The organism is Psychrobacter sp. UBA3962 (genome assembly GCF_002385225.1).
Taxonomy (GTDB): domain Bacteria; phylum Pseudomonadota; class Gammaproteobacteria; order Pseudomonadales; family Moraxellaceae; genus Psychrobacter.
In genome coordinates this window covers 23,337-41,913 of sequence record NZ_DGDC01000010.1, presented here as the reverse complement: position 1 = coordinate 41,913, position 18,577 = coordinate 23,337, and the positions used below count along the sequence as shown (strand labels likewise).

At 43.2% G+C, this 18,577-nt stretch carries 17 protein-coding genes; 2 read left to right on the top strand and 15 right to left on the bottom strand.

The features are described 5' to 3' along the window. The first annotated feature begins 215 nt into the window (after positions 1-215). Together B3S92_RS02295 and B3S92_RS02290 are read left to right on the top strand one after the other, a co-directional pair. Positions 216-1,214 carry a diaminopimelate dehydrogenase gene (locus B3S92_RS02295; protein ID WP_296202302.1) on the top strand — a complete coding sequence of 333 codons (999 nt, stop codon included), beginning with the start codon at positions 216-218 and terminating at the stop codon, positions 1,212-1,214. Between the two features lie 307 nt (positions 1,215-1,521). Continuing rightward, positions 1,522-2,406 (top strand): leucine-rich repeat domain-containing protein, encoded by an 885-nt coding sequence (locus B3S92_RS02290; RefSeq protein ID WP_296202300.1) that lies wholly within the window; start codon positions 1,522-1,524, stop codon positions 2,404-2,406. 125 nt (positions 2,407-2,531) lie between these two features. Here B3S92_RS02290 and B3S92_RS02285 read toward each other — a convergent pair whose 3' ends face one another. The 15 genes from B3S92_RS02285 to B3S92_RS02220 all read right to left on the bottom strand — a co-directional run bounded on the left by B3S92_RS02285 (position 2,532) and on the right by B3S92_RS02220 (position 18,269). Further along, a complete protein-coding gene (locus B3S92_RS02285; protein WP_296202297.1) occupies positions 2,532-3,179 on the bottom strand; it encodes a glutathione S-transferase in 648 nt (215 codons plus the stop codon). 57 nt (positions 3,180-3,236) lie between these two features. Beyond that, a complete protein-coding gene (locus B3S92_RS02280; protein ID WP_296202294.1) occupies positions 3,237-4,514 on the bottom strand; it encodes a D-serine ammonia-lyase in 1,278 nt (425 codons plus the stop codon). A gap of 169 nt (positions 4,515-4,683) precedes the next feature. Continuing rightward, positions 4,684-4,812, bottom strand: a complete 129-nt coding sequence (locus B3S92_RS12135; RefSeq protein WP_414706978.1) for a FeoB-associated Cys-rich membrane protein — start codon at positions 4,810-4,812, stop codon at positions 4,684-4,686. A gap of 19 nt (positions 4,813-4,831) precedes the next feature. Then, positions 4,832-6,751 carry a ferrous iron transporter B gene (gene feoB / locus B3S92_RS02275; protein WP_296202292.1) on the bottom strand — a complete coding sequence of 640 codons (1,920 nt, stop codon included), beginning with the start codon at positions 6,749-6,751 and terminating at the stop codon, positions 4,832-4,834. Between the two features lie 59 nt (positions 6,752-6,810). After that, positions 6,811-7,134 (bottom strand): FeoA family protein, encoded by a 324-nt coding sequence (locus B3S92_RS02270; RefSeq protein ID WP_296202289.1) that lies wholly within the window; start codon positions 7,132-7,134, stop codon positions 6,811-6,813. A 223-nt stretch (positions 7,135-7,357) separates the two neighbouring features. Continuing rightward, positions 7,358-7,765: an arsenate reductase (glutaredoxin) gene (arsC, locus tag B3S92_RS02265; protein WP_296202285.1), complete on the bottom strand. Its 408-nt coding sequence runs from the start codon at positions 7,763-7,765 to the stop codon at positions 7,358-7,360. 188 nt (positions 7,766-7,953) lie between these two features. Beyond that, positions 7,954-8,334: a DUF1971 domain-containing protein gene (locus tag B3S92_RS02260; RefSeq protein WP_296202284.1), complete on the bottom strand. Its 381-nt coding sequence runs from the start codon at positions 8,332-8,334 to the stop codon at positions 7,954-7,956. 60 nt (positions 8,335-8,394) lie between these two features. Then, positions 8,395-8,850, bottom strand: a complete 456-nt coding sequence (locus tag B3S92_RS02255) for a hemerythrin domain-containing protein (RefSeq protein WP_296202282.1) — start codon at positions 8,848-8,850, stop codon at positions 8,395-8,397. Positions 8,851-8,937: 87 nt separating this feature from the next. Then, positions 8,938-9,891, bottom strand: coding sequence for a peptidylprolyl isomerase (locus B3S92_RS02250; protein ID WP_296202278.1), 954 nt, complete (start codon positions 9,889-9,891; stop codon positions 8,938-8,940). A gap of 93 nt (positions 9,892-9,984) precedes the next feature. Continuing rightward, positions 9,985-10,950, bottom strand: a complete 966-nt coding sequence (locus tag B3S92_RS02245; protein WP_296202275.1) for an FAD-binding oxidoreductase — start codon at positions 10,948-10,950, stop codon at positions 9,985-9,987. Positions 10,951-10,959: 9 nt separating this feature from the next. Beyond that, entirely contained in the window at positions 10,960-11,166 is a 207-nt protein-coding gene (locus tag B3S92_RS02240) for a globin domain-containing protein (protein ID WP_296202273.1), read from the bottom strand. A 173-nt stretch (positions 11,167-11,339) separates the two neighbouring features. Next, positions 11,340-12,065, bottom strand: a complete 726-nt coding sequence (gene narI / locus B3S92_RS02235; RefSeq protein ID WP_296202272.1) for a respiratory nitrate reductase subunit gamma — start codon at positions 12,063-12,065, stop codon at positions 11,340-11,342. 11 nt (positions 12,066-12,076) lie between these two features. Next, positions 12,077-12,880, bottom strand: a complete 804-nt coding sequence (narJ, locus tag B3S92_RS02230; protein ID WP_296202626.1) for a nitrate reductase molybdenum cofactor assembly chaperone — start codon at positions 12,878-12,880, stop codon at positions 12,077-12,079. 43 nt (positions 12,881-12,923) lie between these two features. Next, positions 12,924-14,462, bottom strand: coding sequence for a nitrate reductase subunit beta (gene narH / locus B3S92_RS02225; RefSeq protein WP_296202270.1), 1,539 nt, complete (start codon positions 14,460-14,462; stop codon positions 12,924-12,926). A 36-nt stretch (positions 14,463-14,498) separates the two neighbouring features. After that, the gene (locus B3S92_RS02220; protein ID WP_296202268.1) at positions 14,499-18,269 is read right to left on the bottom strand and encodes a nitrate reductase subunit alpha; all 3,771 of its coding nucleotides are present in this window, start codon (positions 18,267-18,269) and stop codon (positions 14,499-14,501) included. Between the last annotated feature and the right edge of the window lie 308 nt (positions 18,270-18,577).

The following is an 18,577-nucleotide window of genomic DNA, read 5'->3' as shown; positions in this document are numbered from 1 at the left end:
AATTTTCTTTTATGAGACAAAAATATAAGTTGTGTATGTATGGCTCTTTATTCTTTGTATCTATTAACTTTAGCAGTTGTACCTAAGTATTTTACAACTGGTTCGATTAACTCCGCCTCTGATATAATCGAACAGGTTTAAATTACTAATGAATTTTAGTGCAATTTACCGCACCACTTATTAAATAAAATGTATTACTTAAAAGGCGAATTATAATGACACAACCAGTAATCAAAGTTGCCATCGCCGGTTATGGTAACCTAGGTCGCGGTGCTGAAGCCGCTATCAATCAATGCCCAGACATGCAGTTAGTCGGTGTATTCAGTCGCCGTGATCCTGCCTCGGTTACTCTGATTGACAATAGCGTGCCTGTGTACGCCATGGATGATATTGAGCAATACAAAGATGAGATAGATGTGCTGATCTTGTGTGGCGGCTCCAAGTCTGATTTGCCTGAGCAAGGCCCAAAGCTGGCGGCTTTATTTAACATTGTCGATAGCTTTGATACTCATGCCAAAATCCCTGAGTATTTTGAATCGTTAGATGCTCCTGCTAAGCAAGCCGGCAAAGTGGCCCTACTTTCTGTGGGCTGGGATCCCGGTTTATTCTCTATCAACCGCTTATATGGTGAAGCCATTTTACCCGTTGGTGAAACGTATACCTTCTGGGGTAAAGGCTTAAGTCAAGGTCATTCAGATGCGGTACGCCGTGTTGATGGGGTTAAGTCAGGTGTTCAATATACGCTGCCTTCAGAGTCTGCCATGGCACGAGTTCGCAGTGGTGAGCAGCCTACGCTCAGCACCCGTGAGAAGCATACCCGCGAATGTTATGTGGTCTTAGAAGAAGGGGCCGATGAAGAGACGGTACGTAATGCCATTGTGACCATGCCTGATTATTTCGCTGACTATGACACCACAGTCAACTTTATTGACCAACAAACCTTTGATCGTGAGCATCAAAAAATGCCTCATGGCGGTTTTGTCATTCGCAGTGGCGTGAGTGGTAGTGATGACCAGAAGAATAATCAAAGCATAGAATTTTCGTTAAAGCTGGGCAGTAACCCTGAGTTCACCTCTAGCGTTCTCGTGGCCTATGCTCGTGCGGTTTATAAAATGAATCAAGCCGGTGAAACTGGGGCTAAAACAGTGTTTGATGTGGCGCCAGGTTTGTTATCACCGAAATCTCCAGCTCAGTTACGTAAAGAGATGCTGTAACTTTTAGCCCTTTATTTTTAGATTAATAGAAACTTTGATAGCTCTAAAGTATTTATAGCTATCACCAAAAGCCCCAATGTTCGTATTGGGGCTTTTTTAGTTTCACCTTTATAACAATGAATGAAATTCATCTTATTTTATTTTTGACAAATTATAAACAAGTTGCTATGATAAAAAAACATCGTGGGTTTATGGCTACTTCCAGCGCGATGAAAAATAAAGACTGGTAAAACGCACAACTCCTTTTGCTCTGTAAGGTGACTGTGTCGTTTCTTTTTGGCACAGACAGAGCAATAGGAGATTTTTTATGCCTATAAATACTAAGTACGCTGAATATTGCAATCACCCTTTGTTTGAAGAGTGGATGTTGGAGATTTGGGATTGGGTGGATAACCATGATATTTCCAATAACCCTATCCCCTATGATCCGAAACAATTACTTGAACTTGAAAGCCTCGACTTGTCCTATGGCAAATCAATTAAAGGCATCATAGAAAATAATGAAGTAGTCGGTGAAATCATACGAGAGTCTACTAAACCCTTACCAGCCGCTATCGGTAATTTAAAAAACTTAAAATCTTTACGAATTATTGGCTTTAATGAGTTACCAGAAGAGATAGCTGAATTAGATAATTTAGAAACTTTGGTTTGCTTAAGATGCTCTTTTAAACAGTTCCCAAAAGCATTATGTAGACTGAAAAGCCTTAAATCACTGAATATTTTATGCAAAAACTTAGAGACGCTTCCTGGTGAATTCGGTAATTTATCTTCCCTAACTACTTTTGATATGAGAGGCTCCCAAATTGAGTATTTGCCACAATCTATTGGCAATCTAACGAATTTAGAAGTTTTTCAGCTTGCTGCTAATAAGAAATTAAAAGCCTTGCCTGATAGTATCGGAAAGCTAACCAATCTTAAGTTTTTAGAAATTCGAGCTTCTGTTCTCACAATTTTACCGGAAAGTATTGGTAACTTAACTCAATTAAAACTTCTTGGTCTTTATGCAAATAATCTAAATGATCTGCCTAACAGTATTACTAACTTAAAGGCCTTAAAGCTTCTGGATGTTAGAGGAAATCCTTTATCAAACTTATCAGAGACTTCGAAACAATTTCTGGCTGATCTTGGCGATAAGCTCTATACGCAGCCAGCTGAAACAACAACTCGCTTCCCGGCCCATTTTATTATGTAACAGATTTACTAGATACAAGTCTACTAGTTAGGAAATTAGACAGCCCACTTTATTACAAAAAGGCCGCGATAAAAATATTGCGGCCTTTAATACCAAATTAGATAAAAAGGGAAGCTTCTTCTTTTTTAATCCCCAAAGACTACCAATTCATCCCCCTCTTCCCAAGGCTTAAATTTAGTCATTGCTTGCAAAAACAGTGGATGCTGAAGCCAATCTTGCAACCAGCGCTGTAAATTAGGGTAAGGTAGATTATAGAAAACCTTACGATCGACATGCGCAAACTGGCGCACAAAAGGCATAATGCCAATATCAGCCACAGTCACTTTATCACCCAGTAAATAAGCTTGCTTTTCAAGCTGCTTCTCTAACTGTTGTAAAAATACCTCTCCTCGCTGACGGTATTCTTCTTGGGCCATCTCTAAATGACGATCGGCATATTTATAGCGATCAAGCCAGTATTTAAACTCATTGTCATTTTGGTCAATTAAGGCATCAGCTTCCGCCCGTACTGTCTTATCAAGCAAGTTTTGAAGGTCCTTTTGCTCAAGTGCCCACAGCATAATGTCACGGCTTTCATCAATGGCAGTCCCGTCCGTTAGCTGCAACACAGGCACTGTACCTTTAGGACTTATTGCCAGCATTTGTGGAGGCTTGTTTTTTAATACCACCTCACGTAGCTCAACTTTCACGCCAGCAAACAACAGGCCAAGCCGTGCCCTCATCGCATAAGGGCAGCGGCGAAAAGAGTACAAGGTTACAAACTTATCGCTCATAATACCTCTATCTTAAAGTTAAAAATGACTGTTTAAAATTAAAGAGCCCTCGTGCCACTACTGCGCCAACAACTCTGCAAATACTTCATCAGGCATCATGTTACCGCCAGTAGCCCATCCCAGATGTAGCGCATTCTCTACTTCTGCAAAATAAGGCACGCCAGCAATACCCGCACAAGCCGAAGGCTCTAACTTTAATCCCTCTAACTCATGCACCTGGCGCAATAACTGATACAGTTGCTCATCTTCTACAGTATAAAAAGCCATTAAAGAGCGCTGCATAGCTTTACCAACGAAGCCAGAAGCCCGCCCTACTGCAAGGCCATCAGCAATGGTGTGATTACTAAGGCCAATATCTTGTACGCTAATCTCATCCTGTAATCCACTGTAGATGCCAAGTAGCATACAAGGTGATTGTACAGGCTCAGCAAAGACACAATGCACGTTATCACCAAAGGCCAGTTTTAGACCAAACGCCACGCCGCCAGGACCACCGCCAACCCCGCAAGGCAGATACACATATAACGGACGCTCGGCACTAATGCGAATACCTGCCTGCTCAAATTGTTGCTTTAAACGTAGGCCAGCGACAGCATAGCCGACAAATAAATGCTTTGAGTTCTCATCATCGACGAAGTAGCCATAAGGATCCGCTTCACTAAGCTTGCGGCCTTTTTCTACCGCCTCGCCATAATCGCCTTCATATTCGAAGACCTCGACCCCACTGGCACGTAACTTATCTTTTTTCCACTGCTTGGCATCAGCAGACATGTGCACTTGCGCCTTAAAGCCCAGCTTGGCTGACATAATCCCGATAGATAAACCTAAATTACCGGTTGAGCCCACCGCAACCTTGTATCTGGAAAAGAAGGTTCTAAATTTATCAGAATGAAACTGGCTATAATCTTCATCCTTTTGAATTAGACCATGCTCAAGGGCCAACTTCTCAGCATACTGCAACACTTCATAAATGCCGCCCCGTGCCTTGATTGAACCGGAAATAGGCAACTCATTATCCGCTTTGATATACAGCTCGCCTTTTGTTAGACCCATAGCCTGTTGTAGCTTTTCAGTACGATAAAACTGGCTTTCAATAATACCATCTGTGGCTGCCGTCTCAGGAAATACTTGGGCCAAATACGGAGCAAAACGTTGTAGTCGAGCCTCAGCTTGCTCAACGTCAGCCAAAGTAAGCCCCACATCCTCAATCGCTTCAGCAAAAGGCGCCAATTTATCACTTTGCCAAAATACAGGCTGCGCTTGGCTCAGCTGAGCAATGAGGGGATCGTTTTTAAGCGCTTGTAATTTTAAGTGGCCCAGCGTTTGAGTTACCATAGGATTTCCTTATTTTTACTATTATTATTTTTTCAATTATTCGCAGTATCATTTAGCTTAGATGAGCTTTAACATAGACTTTGAGACTAGAAATAAACGGAAGGAGAGTCTAACAATTAGACCCTAATTTGACCAGAACCTTAGCAGATATAAATCTAAAAGCAACGTACTATGACCCGCACTTTCCGCAGCCAGATGAGCAGCTTTTTGATTTTTTAAACAGCACCCTAGTCCACGTATAATATACCGCTAAGGCAATGATAAAAAACACGACGCTATATTCGACAAAATGACTCATAACTTACTCCTTAAATAATCTATGCATTAAAACCAAAAATAGAGCCACTCACCCGATAGGTAATCCAAGCCATGACATACGCCAATAAAAACAGATAAGTGGTGATTAAAACTGTCTGCTTCATTGACTTCGTTTCCCGACGAATGACCGCCAAAGTAGCCAAACACATAGGGGCATAAATATAAAATACTAAAAAAGACAAAGCTGTCGCCAATCCCCATTGGGCATGAATAATAGGAATAAGTGTCTGATTGGCCATCTCCTCACTCGCACCGCCCACCGCATAAACTGTCCCTAAAGCAGCAACCACCACCTCACGTGCGGCCAAGCCTGGTATCAAGGCAATGCACATTTGCCAGGTAAACCCTATCGGTCGAAATATAGGTTCGATAACCGAGCCTAGCATACCCGCAAAACTGTAATCAATCGCCGGACCTACTGCATTTACTGGTGGCGCTGGAAAGCTGACTAAAAACCACAGCACCACAGTTAAGGCAAAGATTACTGTCCCTGCTTGAACCAAGAACGCCCGCACTTTACTCCAAAGCTCTGTGACAATGTGCTTGATATTAGGCATACGATAAGTCGGTAGCTCCATCAATAATGGAAAGCTAACCTGTTGCAAACTACCCTGCCGAAAGCGAGTCATTATCCAAGAAATTAAGGCGGCTGATGCAATCCCAGCGGTGTAGAGGAAGAACAAAGTCATTCCTTGTAAATTGAACACCCCCATTACTGATCTTTGGGGCACCACCGCCGCAATGATTAACGCATAAATAGGTAGTCGTGCCGAGCAAGTCAGCATTGGTAATACCGATATCGCCACCATTCGCTCTCTAGGATTGGGAATGGTTCGGGTCGACATGATTGCAGGAACAGCGCAAGCAAAGCCTGATAATAATGGGATAAAAGAGCGACCCGAGAGTCCTACTTTGGACAGTAGGTTATCTAATAAAAAAGCAGCCCGAGGCAGATAGCCTGAATCTTCAAGTATTAATAAGAATAGAAATAGTAATGCAATCTGGGGCACAAAAACCACCACGCTGCCTACCCCAGCAATGATACCGTCTACAATTAAGCTTCTTAATATGCCTTCAGGAAGTAAATTGGCGGCTACTGCCCCTATACTGCCCACTAAAGCTTCTATAACCTCCATCATTGGCGTGGCCCAAGCGTAAACCGCTTGGAAGATCACAAATAGGATTAAAAATAATAAAATCACCCCAACAATAGGATGCAGAGCCCAATAATCCAGACGCTCATGCCATCTAGGTAAGCTGTGTGGAATAGAGACAGTACGACTGATCATCTCATCGGCTTGTTGATATAAATGCTGAGAATCAGTTGCCGCTTGAGCAAAACGCACTGAACGCGACTGACCATCATGCGTCACAGCAAACTCAGCAACTAAGTCTAACAACTGCTGATTCGCCCCGCGTTTAATAGCGATGGTTTTTACCACAGGAACTCCCAGCTCTTGTGATAAAGCTTGCTCATCCACTTCCATACCACGGCTGAGAGCCACATCGCTTAAATTTAAAGCAACCATCATTGGTAGTCCCAGACTTTTTAACTCTAGGACCATCCTTAATGACATACGTAAGTTGGTGGCATCGGCAACGACAATTATTCCATCAGGTATTGGCTCATTAGGCATCTCGCCCATTAAGACTTTTCGAGTTACCTCTTCATCGGGACTGGTAGTTGCCAAACCATAAGTGCCGGGTAAGTCCAAAATTCTAACTGTATCATTACCGATAAAGCTAGCTGAGCGCTTATCTACGGTAACCCCTGAGTAGTTAGCAACTTTGGCTTTTGACCCTGTTAATAAATTAAATAAAGCCGTCTTACCACAGTTAGGAGCGCCTACCAAAGCTAAAGTTAGGCTAGCAGAAGAATCAAGAGCAGGCTTAGTAGCAGCAGGGGTAGAATTGGGCATTGAAGAGAAACCCCTTATTTAGAGTTTAGAATAAGAAATCAGACAGTAATTAGAAAGGACTACAACGCTCGACAGCTAATCTTCTTCAGCTCATCTGCTCTAAGACTGAACTGTACTCCGGACGCTAATTGCACCGCATAGGGCGGTTTACCAAACAACCCTTTAGCCACCACCCGGACCACGGTATTTGGCAAGAACCCTAAATCTTTAAGACGCTGGGTCACTGTGTTATCAAGATTAGCAAAGCGAGGGTTTTCTATGATGGTCTCGATCACGGCAGGCTGATTTTTTGAGAGCTCAAGTAAAGAGATGGCCTGTTGTTTTAAGGCCTGGTCTGGTATTTCAGAGTTTGCCTCATGAGAGACTAATACGGCTTGATTCATTCTTTTACCTGTAAGAGACTTTGCTATTATTAGAGGTTAGCTTTAAATGAGAATGCTTACCATTTACATATATTATAGACCTAATTATTTTGGCTAACAAGCGGTTTATTTTACTTTTATTCAATTATTTGTATCGACGTATAAAAAAAGCCCTTAGCAATTTTACTAAAGGCTTTGCATTTATTTTTAGGGTTATATGGACTGGGTCCAACAGTGCTTTGGATTAAGCGTTAGGGTTAATAATAACCTCGCCATTTTCCTTAGTAAACTCATCTACTGGATTGGCCAACACTTCAAATATCCGCTCTAAAGGTCGACACAAGACCGCCCCTTTGTCCGTCACCACAATCGGACGATTGATTAGAATCGGATTGGCTACCATGGCATCAATAAGCTGATCATCGCTGACTTCAGGGTTATCTAATCCCAATTCCGTAAATACTGCTTCTTTACTACGCATCAGCTCACGTGGCGACATTTGCATCTTATCTAACAACTCAACCAAATATTCACGACTCAGTGGCGTTTTTAAATACTCTACCACTTCTGGCGTTTCACCTGACGCTTGTATCAGTGCCAATGCATTGCGTGACGTGCTACATTTTGGGTTATGAAAAATCTTTGTTGTCATCGGTAAGTCCTATTGGTTTATCTAAAATGAGTGCTATAAAAAATAGCATCAAACAAAGTAGTTTAGTGAACCAAGCATATAAAATGTGACTTACTTAAGCAAATGCTTGCTTTAACATTTTGCTTGCCTTATTGATAAGCCCTTCCTTAATCAGAGGTTTGTTGATTAGAGTCTTATTAATCAGAGTCTTATTGATCAGAGTCATCTAACAAATCAATAGGTTGATTGTGGACTTTAGACTGCTGCATGAGCTTACTGCCTTCATGATCTTTTTCAGACCAAAAGTTAATATTGAACTGAGCGTCATCACTCAATTCGACACGGTGCCAATACTGAGGTGGGCTGACCGCAAACTCGCCAGCATTGATCACAATCTTTTTTTCAGGCTCAGTGGCAGCTTCATCAGCAAAACCATAAAAAACAACTGTCCCCTGCATCACACAAACTTGCCCATAAATACCTTCGGCGGTATTGTGATGGGTCAATAACGCAGGCGGCACGTTATCTTTAGTAAAAAACGGCGTAGAACGTTTTACTCTCCAGTGACTGGGAATGACAATAGGGCTCATATTATTTCCTTAGTATTATAATTAAAAATTGAGTTAGCAACTTCCTGTCGTATATGTGGCCTATCGGCCTTCTTCTTCACGCTTAACGTTTTTAGAGCTGGCTTCATAAATAGCCTTTAGTTCTTGCTCAGATAATAGCTGTTGTACCAGTGGAAACAGCTCACGTTCTTCAAATCGAATATGATCATACAGAGTACTGCCCAGCTCTTGTACTTGGGCAGCACTAAGGCTTTGCGAATTGATAAGTTGGTACAACTTATTATGCTGTTCAGCTATTTTTTCGATAACTTCGGCCACTTTAGGATGGCTGTCTCGATGAGACTCTAGCTTAGTCAGCATTAAGTCATCTTCCACTTTGAAGTGGTTGGTCATATTATTATTAATATAGTCCGTCAAAGCTGTCCAATGTTTGGCTATTTCTTCAACATCATTGGCGCATTCTTTGGCATGGCGAGAGATAACCAATCCTTGGTGATGCTCCCGGGATAAGGGCTGAAGTCGATCGGCACGTTTCATAATACATCCTTATTCATCTAGTGATAACGTGAGAATGAATCCAAAGGTGCTTTTGGCAATTAAAGGCCATTAGCAGCTCTTTGGTGGCTAACCTCTAAAGATATTTTCTTGAGCAAGCTCCATTTCAATACCTTCAATTTCAGCATTGTCTGCCAAAGTATATAAATAATCACATAGACCATGATGAAAGGCTTGTTGTGCTAATTTATTAGCTATGGCGGGCTTAGCTTGCAAGTAGTCCAACTGAACACCTGGCTGCTTATCCAACACGTCTACGATATGAAAACCATAACGGGTCTCCACTGGACTTGGAGCTAATCCCTGGTCCATAGCAAACACCACAGACTCAAACTCAGGAACCGTTTGACCTTGAGTTAGTATGCCCAGCTCTCCCCCCTGCTCTTTTGAGGGACAAGCAGAGTATTTACGGGCAAGTTCAATAAATTCTGCATCAGCATTTTGGCTATTTTTAATTTGATCAATGAGCTCGTAAGCTTGTTTTTTTAGTAGCAAACGCTCTTCACCATCTTCAGGCAAACTGGCCAATAAAATATGACGCACTGACATGATAGGTGCTGTTTTATAATCGGCTTTGTTTTGCTCATAATAGCGCTCACACGTATCACTATCTGGCGTTGTCGCAACCACATTCTTTTCAATCAAATCAGAGATGGCTTGTTCTTCATTAGCCTCCCAAGCAGCTTGACCCAAGTCTTCATCTTCAAGTACCGCAAGCTTTAGTAATTCACGAACTACAAGAGCTTGGGCAGCTGAAAACAAAGCATCCTCTTTAGTCGGCGCTGGATGATACTGTAGTTCTTGAGCAATGGCTGTTTTATCAATCATTACCCCATTAATATAAATACTAGGCAATTCTTCACGGCTCGAGGCTATCAAATTTTTGTGGTTGCTACGCTCCTCGCGCAAAGCTTTTTCAATAAACTCTTGGTCAGAATGAGGTTTTTTTAGATCATCTGAGGTCGGCATAATACGAATATTATCTTCGGCTGCTTGTCTAGGATCATAGGTCATTGCCGTCATGTGATACTCCGTTAAGTCGTGATCCCCTATAAAGCCAACCTGGCTTTATAGAGGTGCTGCTACAGATGAACAGCTTGGTTTTATTTAATTAGTTTAGCCCACACTTAGGCTCATTTTTGGACCAAAGGGCTCATAATGGATATTATCACCACTGTGCTCCAAGGCCATTAATCCATCAATCATGCTGTCCATAAAGGCCATAGAGCCACAGACATAGACATCCGCTGGATTAGGTAGAGTTTTTAACCACTCTTCGTTTAATAACTGGCCCTCTTCAAAGTAGAAAATATGGCTCTGAACTTTTTCTGCTTGCTGCAACAGTTTGTCCACACGTCCACTAAAGGCATGGTAGTCTTGGTTTTGACAAGCATACGCCCAGATAATAGGACGCTGTGGGTTGGCTCTCACTTGTGCCTCAAGCATAGACAATACTGGGGTTACCCCGACACCCGCACTGATTAGCACTAAGGGGATATCATTTTGTTCAATTAATGATTTATTTAGCTCAAAATCACCAGCAGGCGCTGATAGTAACAGGCTATCTCCCACCTCTACATTGTCGTGTAAATGGTTAGATACCAGGCCACGATGGGCATTTTTGTTATCACGGCGTACCGCAAATTGAATGCCTTCATTGGTATCGACCGAACATAGAGAGTAGTGTCTTAAAGCGATATGATCGCTATCCTCAGGATCTGTCTTAACGGTAATGTATTGACCTGCTGTTAATGCCAAGCGACTGACATCAAAACTATTGTCTTCAGGTTGTACCGTAAAAGCTGCAATATCAGAACCTGTGATCTCTTTTTTTACCACTTTAAAGGGTATAAAGCCTGACCACATGGCCTCTTTGTACATATTTTCTTCAACTTTGATAAACACTGAAGCAATCTCATCATAGGCTTCAGCCCATGCATTAATCACTTCATCTGTTGCCCCCTCTCCAAGAACCTCTTTGATAGCGCCCAATAAATGTTTACCAACAATAGGATAATGCTCAGGTTTAATTTGTAAGGCACGGTGCTTATGGCCAATTTGCATTACTTGCGGTAGCAACACTTCTAATTGCTATAAGTGCTTTGCAGCAGCTAAAACAGTGGTTGCTAAAGCACTTTGCTGTCGCCCTAGTTTTTGGTTGGTTTCGTTAAAAATATTCAACAACTCAGGGTGTTCAGCAAACATGTTTTGATAAAACACCGTTGTAATTTGAGTACCGTATGTTTCAAGGACGGGAACCGTTTGTTTAACAACAGCTAATGTTTGTGGGGATGCCATTTTTTACTTCCTTAGTGATTGCTTATCAATAATGAATTGCAGCAATCATGATTGATGGGATAGAAAATTGCAGCCATAGCTACAAGGGAAGCTATTTTATCATAACATTCATATAAAATGAATCTTATAAACCTACCCCACCAATCTTGCTTGTATCACTTTTGTGAGACTTTCTATTGCGATTGTTTTTGTCTAACAATCTGATAGCGACGTCCCAAATACCACACTGGGGCACTGATAATATGAATCAAACGTGTGAACGGGAAGATCATAATCAAAGTAATGCCCAGTGCCATATGCAACTGATAAATTAAATCAGCTTGTTCAATACGGGCTGCTGCCTGCCAAGGTCTTAACACCGTAATGTCCTGTGCCCAGCCGGCAAGGTTCATCATGGTTAAACCATCCAGATGCTTCATAGAAGTAAAAATGGAAATAAGACCTAAATTAAGCTGAATAAATAGCAACACCAATACTAACTTATCACTAAAAGATGAGGTGTTTGATATGCGGTCATCGGTAAAGCGGCGCCACATTAGCATCACCATACCTACCCAACATACCACCCCAGCAATACCCCCTACCACAACCGCTAGTATCTGTTTATTGCCGGCACTAATGAATGGCTCATAAATAAAATGCGGGGTTAACATCCCAAAGAAGTGACCTAATAGTACGACGATAATACCGACGTGAAATAGGTTGCTTGCCAGGCGCATATTTTTCTTACGTAGCATCTGTGAAGAATGAGCCTTCCAAGAATATTGTGATAGGTCGAAACGTGCCCAGGTGCCAACAATGGCTACCACTAAAGCGATATACGGGTATATACCAAATAGAAATATTTGTATCCAACTTAGATTGGCTAAAGACTGTACACTAGGATCTGCAATATTCATATCCTCTCTCCTTAAGACTGTTTAACCGATTTCGACTTATCGAAATCTACCCAATGCACAGGGGCATCGACTTGTTTCGGGGGTATCACTGATCTATCGATAGCAATTTCTTTGGCAAGCTGCTGAGTGCTTGAAGGGCAACGCTCTTCTTGCTGTGCCCCTAAGAAGTCTACGACCTCCTCTTCCCACTCTTCGTCTAAAGCCTCTTTGGTATCATCACGCTGCTCTTTTTTTACCTGCTGTTGCAGTTCTTCAACTACAGCCAGTGGCTTACCCGCTATCTGCAGCAAGGCATTGAAGCAGCCTTCATAAAGACTGTCTCTATCTTTAAGTCTTGCAGCAAGTAACGCGATAATGTGACTAACATCAGCGATGTCCATACGAACTTGAATTTCATCGCCAGTCTCTGCGGCTTGATACGCTAAAAATTCTAAATACATAGGCAGATAGTCAGGCAGCTCTTTTAGCCCAATTTCAAAACCCGCTTCTTCATATTGGCCCATCAAATCCACCATGGCCTGACCTCGGTCACGAGACTCGCCATGGACATGCTCAAAAAGCCACAGTGATAAAGAACGGCCACGCTCAAACAGACCATCATAACGAGCTTGAGCTTCTAAGCTACCAATCTCAACCATGTCATCGATTAAATCGATAATTTGTTGACGTACCTCAGGACTCATTAGAGGGGAGCTACTAACTATCTGTTTGCAGACTGTTAAAGTTTCGCCTTCAAATAGCTCGTTGGTAGGATAGTCAATCAGCAAGCTCAATACTTTTAAAATCTTCATATCTGAGTTGCCAATAACTGGCATATCTGCTGCTTGCGGCTTTACTTGTTGAGTTAGCGTTGTCACCCTACACCTCCCACTTTTGAACAGTGTCAATGAAGTCACGACGAGTGGCTTTTTTCTGACCAAACATGCTGACGTCATTACTACCTGAGCAGCCTTCACCGAAGGTGAATCCACAACCATTACGTTCAGCAAACGCATCACTCATTGCTTCCTCGCGGTGTGCGGTTGGAATCACAAAGCGGTCCTCATAGTTAGCGATGGCTAAGTAGCGGTACATTTCTTCGACTTGTAGTTTGGTTAGGCCCACATCGTCTAAGATACTTTGTACTTCTTGCTTCTCAACCAATTGCATACGCTTGTAGCTACGCATAGCCAGTAGACGTTTTAACGCCATACGTACTGGCTCTTCATCACCAGCAGTTAGCATGTTGGCCAAATAACGTAGAGGAATACGTAAGCTGTCCACATCTGGAATTAGACCGTCCATACCTACCTTGCCCGCTTCTGCTGCGTTTTGGATGGGCGATAAAGGCGGTACATACCAAACCATTGGTAAGGTGCGGTATTCTGGATGTAGCGGCAGTGCTAGTTTCCAATCCATCGCCAGCTTATAAACTGGAGATTTTTGTGCCGCGTCGATGACAGACTGAGGTACGCCATCTTTTAAGGCTTGCGCAATCACTTCTGGGTCATTTGGGTCTAAGAAGACATCCAATTGCGCTTGGTATAAGTCTTGCTCGTTTGGCGTAGAAGCTGCCTCAGCAATCTTGTCGGCATCATATAAAAGCACACCAAGGTAGCGAATACGGCCCACACAAGTCTCAGAACAAACCGTTGGCATGCCAGCTTCAATACGCGGATAACAGAAGATACATTTTTCAGATTTACCCGATTTCCAGTTATAGTAAATCTTCTTATAAGGGCAGCCTGAGATACACATACGCCAGCCGCGGCATTTGTCTTGGTCAATTAGAACAATACCGTCTTCTTCACGCTTATAAATAGCCCCACTTGGGCAAGAAGCCACACAAGTTGGGTTCAAGCAGTGTTCGCACAGACGTGGCAAATACATCATGAAGGTGTTTTCGTACTCGCCATAGATATCAGCTTGTACGTTGTCAAAGTTTTTATCACGGCGACGCTTTTCAAACTCTGACCCTAGGATTTCTTCCCAGTTAGGACCCCATTCGATTTTTTGCATACGTTTGCCAGTAATCGCTGAGCGAGGACGCGCAATCGGTTGGTGGTTACTAATTGGTGCGGTATGTAGATGCTGATAATCAAAGTCAAATGGCTCGTAGTAATCATCAATCTCTGGCAAGTCAGGGTTAGCGAAAATATTCGCTAACACTCTGAATTTACCACCGATACGAGGGTTAATTGTGCCATTGGCATTACGAATCCAACCGCCTTTCCATTTATCCTGGTTTTCCCACTCTTTGGGATAACCAATGCCAGGCTTGGATTCTACGTTGTTAAACCACGCGTACTCCATGCCTTCACGGCTGGTCCAAACGTTCTTACAGGTAACTGAGCAGGTGTGACAACCGATACATTTATCGAGGTTAAGCACCATGCCTACTTGTGATCTGATTTTCATGGTTGTGTGCTCCAAATTAAAGTGTTTAAGGTTGTCTTAACCTTCCAAAGTAGTGGGTAATGGCTGTGGCAATGAATCATCTGGCTTATCCTCTAACCAATCGATCTTAGACATCTTACGAACCACAACGAATTCATCACGGTTACAGCCCACTGTGCCATAGTAGTTAAAGCCATAAGACTGCTGCGCATAGCTACCAATCATATGGGTTGGCTTTAAGATGGTACGGGTCACTGAGTTATGGATACCACCACGGGTTCCGGTTTGCTCAGAGCCTGGGATATTGACCAGCTTTTCTTGAGCGTGATACATCATGGTCATGCCGTCTTTGACGCGTTGACTCACAACTGCACGGGCAGTGATGGCACCGTTGACGTTGAACACTTCAATCCAGTCGTTATCTTCAATACCCGCCGACTTAGCATCATTTTCAGAGATCCAAACCACTGGACCACCACGGTTAAGGGTTAACATCAGTAAGTTTTCAGAGTAAGTACTGTGAATACCCCATTTTTGGTGCGGGGTTAAAAAGTTCAGTACAATCTCTTTATTACCGTTTGGCTTAGCATCTTTCATGATGTCCGTAGTTTTGGTATCAATAGGTGGGCGATACTGTTGCATCTGCTCACCAAAAGCTTGCATCCAAGGATGGTCTTGATAAAACTGCTGACGACCGGTAATGGTGCGCCAAGGAATCAGCTCATGCACGTTGGTATAGCCAGCGTTATAGCTCACCGATTCAGACTCAAGACCTGACCAGGTTGGGCTTGAGATAATCTTACGTGGTTGGGCCACAATATCTCTAAAGCGAATTTTTTCGTGCTCACTAGAAGCTGCTAAATGAGCATGTTCACGGCCGGTGAACTCTTCTAATGCCTTCCAACCTTTAACCGCTACTTCACCATTGGTTTCAGGGGCTAACATTAAGATAGTCTCTGAGGCATCAATCGCTGTGAAAATCTGTGGGCGGCCTTCAGAGACACCAGGCGTAGTCACACGGTGGTTTAGGTCCCCTAAGTCTTTGACCGCTTTGGTCATATCCCAGTTCAAGCCTTTAGAGCCATTACCCAGTTTCTCAAGCGCTGGACCTAGTGAGGTAAACTTGGCATAAGTATTGGGGTAATCACGCTCAACAACTTTAATCATTGGACAGTTTTTACCCGGTACTGGGCGCTCGCCAGCTGTTTTCCAGTCAGTTCCACCAAATGGCTGTGCCAACTCGCCTGGGCTGTCATGTTGCATAGGCAATGTGACTACGTCAGTCTCAACACCTAGATGACCCACAGAAACTTCAGAGAAGCTCTTAGCGATGCCTTTATAGATTTCCCAGTCCGTTTTTGATTCCCAAGCTGGATCTGTTGCAGCTGTTAAGGGGTGAATGAACGGGTGCATATCCGAAGTGTTCATATCATCTTTTTCATACCAAGTCGCAGTTGGCAGTACGATGTCAGAATACAAACAGGTTGATGACATGCGGAAGTCTAGAGTCACTACCAGATCAAGTTTGCCTTTAGGACCCTCTTCTACATAGTCCACTTCTTTCGGACGCAGACCATCTGGCAAGTTCTCTTCACTCATTAAGCCGTTTTTGGTGCCTAAGAAGTACTCAAGCATGTACTCATGACCTTTACCTGATGAGCCCAGTAAGTTTGAGCGCCAGATAAACATGTTACGAGGGAAGTTTTGTGGGTTATCAGGGGACTCACAAGCAAAACGTAAGCTGCCTTCATGTAGTGAATCCACCACATACTCTTCAATCTCTTTACCTTGAGCTTTGGCTGCTGCTGCAATCGATAATGGGTTGCGGTTCAGCTGTGGTGCTGAGGGCAACCAGCCGGCACGCTCAGCTTGAATGTTGTAATCAAGCATGTGTTCTGGGAAGAAGTTCTTATTAACACGAGGTGATAATATTTCGTGCGCAGATACCGTCTCATGACGCCACTGTGAGCTATGGTTATAGAAGAAGCTGGTACCATTCATATGACGCGGTGGACGGTGCCAGTCAAGAGCAAACGCTAAGGGTAACCAGCCGGTCTGTGGGCGTAGCTTTTCCTGACCCACATAGTGTGCCCAGCCGCCCCCTGATTTACCGATACAACCACACAGCATTAGCATGTTAATCACGCCGCGGTAGTTCATGTCTAGGTGATACCAGTGGTTCATACCCGCACCGATGATAATCATCGATTTACCGTGAGTTTTATGCGCGTTTTCAGCAAATTCACGGCCCACTTGAATGACTTTTTCACGGGATAAACCAGTGATCACTTCTTGCCAAGCTGGCGTGCCTGGTACAGTCGCATCGTTATAATCATCAGTAACGTGCTCACCGCCTAGACCATTGTCAACCCCTAAGTTGGCTACGGTTAGATCAAAGACAGTAGCTACTTTGGCCGTACTACCATCTGCTAAAGTAATGGTTTTACAAGGAATGCGTTTAACTTGTAGCGCCTCCCCTGGTACAGCTGTGAAATAAGGATGTTCGGTATGACCGAAGTAATCAAAAGTCACATCACAGACTTCTTGCTCAGCAGCCTCAGATTTTAGGCTTAAAGTTAAGTCAATATCTTTACCAGTTGAGCCATTCTTCTGCTCTAAGTTCCACTTACCTTTCTCACCCCAGCGATAACCGATTGAGCCTAGCGGTGATACCAGCTCACCGTCGTTATTAAGACCAATGGTTTTCCACTCTGGGTTGTTTTCTTGACCCAAATCATCCACTAAGTCTGAGGCACGCAGATAACGACCCGGGCGGCGGCTACCATTCTCATCTTCTTCCAACATCACTAAAATTGGCATGTCGGTATAACGCTTAGCGTAATCAATAAAATAATCGCTAGGCTGCTTTAGATAAAACTCTTTGATAATGACATGACAGAAAGCTTGAGCCACAGCGGCATCAGTACCTTGCTTTGGATTTAACCAAAGGTCAGTTAGCTTTGAGATTTCAGCATAGTCTGGGGTAATAGAAACTGTTTTAGTGCCTTTGTAGCGTACTTCAGTAAAGAAGTGAGCATCAGGCGTACGAGTTTGCGGAACGTTTGAACCCCAGGCGATGATGTAATCTGAGTTATACCAGTCAGCGGATTCAGGCACGTCAGTCTGTTCACCCCAAGTCATAGGAGAAGCAGGAGGTAAATCACAATACCAGTCATAGAATGACAAGCAGGCCCCACCGATTAGCGATAAATAGCGGCTACCTGCTGCATAGCTGACCATTGACATGGCAGGGATTGGTGAGAAACCAATAATACGGTCCGGACCATAAGTTTTAGCGGTATAAACGTTACTGGCTGCAATGATTTCATTGACCTCAGCCCAGGTAGAACGAATAAAGCCGCCCAAACCACGCTTTGATTTGTATTCAACCGTTTCGGTGGGATCTTCAACAATACTTGCCCAAGCATCTACTGGATCAGGATGCTGCGCTTTAGCCGCACGCCATAGCTTTAATAAAGGCTTACGAACTTTAGGGTATTTCACACGGTTCGCAGAATACATGTACCAGCTGTAGCTTGCCCCACGAGGACAGCCACGAGGCTCATGGTTAGGTAGATCTGGACGGGTACGTGGATAGTCGGTTTGTTGGGTCTCCCAAGTAACCAAGCCGTTTTTCACATAAATCTTCCAAGAACATGACCCAGTACAGTTCACGCCATGAGTAGAGCGAACCACTTTGTCATATTGCCAACGGTTACGATAACCGTCTTCCCATCCACGGGACTCATCCCGCACTTCACCATGACCGTCGGCGAACTCAGCTTTTTTGCGTTTAAAAAAACGGAACTGGTCGAGTAAATGGCTCATATTGCTATCCTCTAGGTTATGACTTCGATGTACAAAAAAGCTCAAAACAGCAGCATCTATGCAGGTACTGTTAGTGCGTGAGCAATAGGTATAATTAGATAGTTTGTATTTTAGAGGGCAAAAACCAACTCGTGTATCAGCTTAGATAGGCAGTCAGCTACTACTTTGGGAGTAGCCACCCAGCAACGAAGGAGAGCCAATATCTTATTTTGAAAAATTTCAGAGAATTACTTTTTTGTAACCTAGCTGGCTTTTTTCATAAAAAAACACCGCTTGGTAGCGGTGTTTTAAAAATAACAGTATTAAAT

Bases quoted from the DNA above. Each gene is read 5' to 3' on its own strand.
- B3S92_RS02295 (WP_296202302.1), top strand. From the start codon at position 216: ATGACACAACCAGTAATCAAAGTTGCCATCGCCGGTTATGGTAACCTA.
- B3S92_RS02290 (WP_296202300.1), top strand. From the start codon at position 1,522: ATGCCTATAAATACTAAGTACGCTGAATATTGCAATCACCCTTTGTTT.
- B3S92_RS02285 (WP_296202297.1), bottom strand. From the start codon at position 3,179: ATGAGCGATAAGTTTGTAACCTTGTACTCTTTTCGCCGCTGCCCTTAT.
- B3S92_RS02280 (WP_296202294.1), bottom strand. From the start codon at position 4,514: ATGGTAACTCAAACGCTGGGCCACTTAAAATTACAAGCGCTTAAAAAC.
- B3S92_RS12135 (WP_414706978.1), bottom strand. From the start codon at position 4,812: ATGAGTCATTTTGTCGAATATAGCGTCGTGTTTTTTATCATTGCCTTA.
- feoB (WP_296202292.1), bottom strand. From the start codon at position 6,751: ATGCCCAATTCTACCCCTGCTGCTACTAAGCCTGCTCTTGATTCTTCT.
- B3S92_RS02270 (WP_296202289.1), bottom strand. From the start codon at position 7,134: ATGAATCAAGCCGTATTAGTCTCTCATGAGGCAAACTCTGAAATACCA.
- arsC (WP_296202285.1), bottom strand. From the start codon at position 7,765: ATGACAACAAAGATTTTTCATAACCCAAAATGTAGCACGTCACGCAAT.
- B3S92_RS02260 (WP_296202284.1), bottom strand. From the start codon at position 8,334: ATGAGCCCTATTGTCATTCCCAGTCACTGGAGAGTAAAACGTTCTACG.
- B3S92_RS02255 (WP_296202282.1), bottom strand. From the start codon at position 8,850: ATGAAACGTGCCGATCGACTTCAGCCCTTATCCCGGGAGCATCACCAA.
- B3S92_RS02250 (WP_296202278.1), bottom strand. From the start codon at position 9,891: ATGACGGCAATGACCTATGATCCTAGACAAGCAGCCGAAGATAATATT.
- B3S92_RS02240 (WP_296202273.1), bottom strand. From the start codon at position 11,166: ATGGCATCCCCACAAACATTAGCTGTTGTTAAACAAACGGTTCCCGTC.
- narI (WP_296202272.1), bottom strand. From the start codon at position 12,065: ATGAATATTGCAGATCCTAGTGTACAGTCTTTAGCCAATCTAAGTTGG.
- narJ (WP_296202626.1), bottom strand. From the start codon at position 12,880: ATGCCAGTTATTGGCAACTCAGATATGAAGATTTTAAAAGTATTGAGC.
- narH (WP_296202270.1), bottom strand. From the start codon at position 14,462: ATGAAAATCAGATCACAAGTAGGCATGGTGCTTAACCTCGATAAATGT.
- B3S92_RS02220 (WP_296202268.1), bottom strand. From the start codon at position 18,269: ATGAGCCATTTACTCGACCAGTTCCGTTTTTTTAAACGCAAAAAAGCT.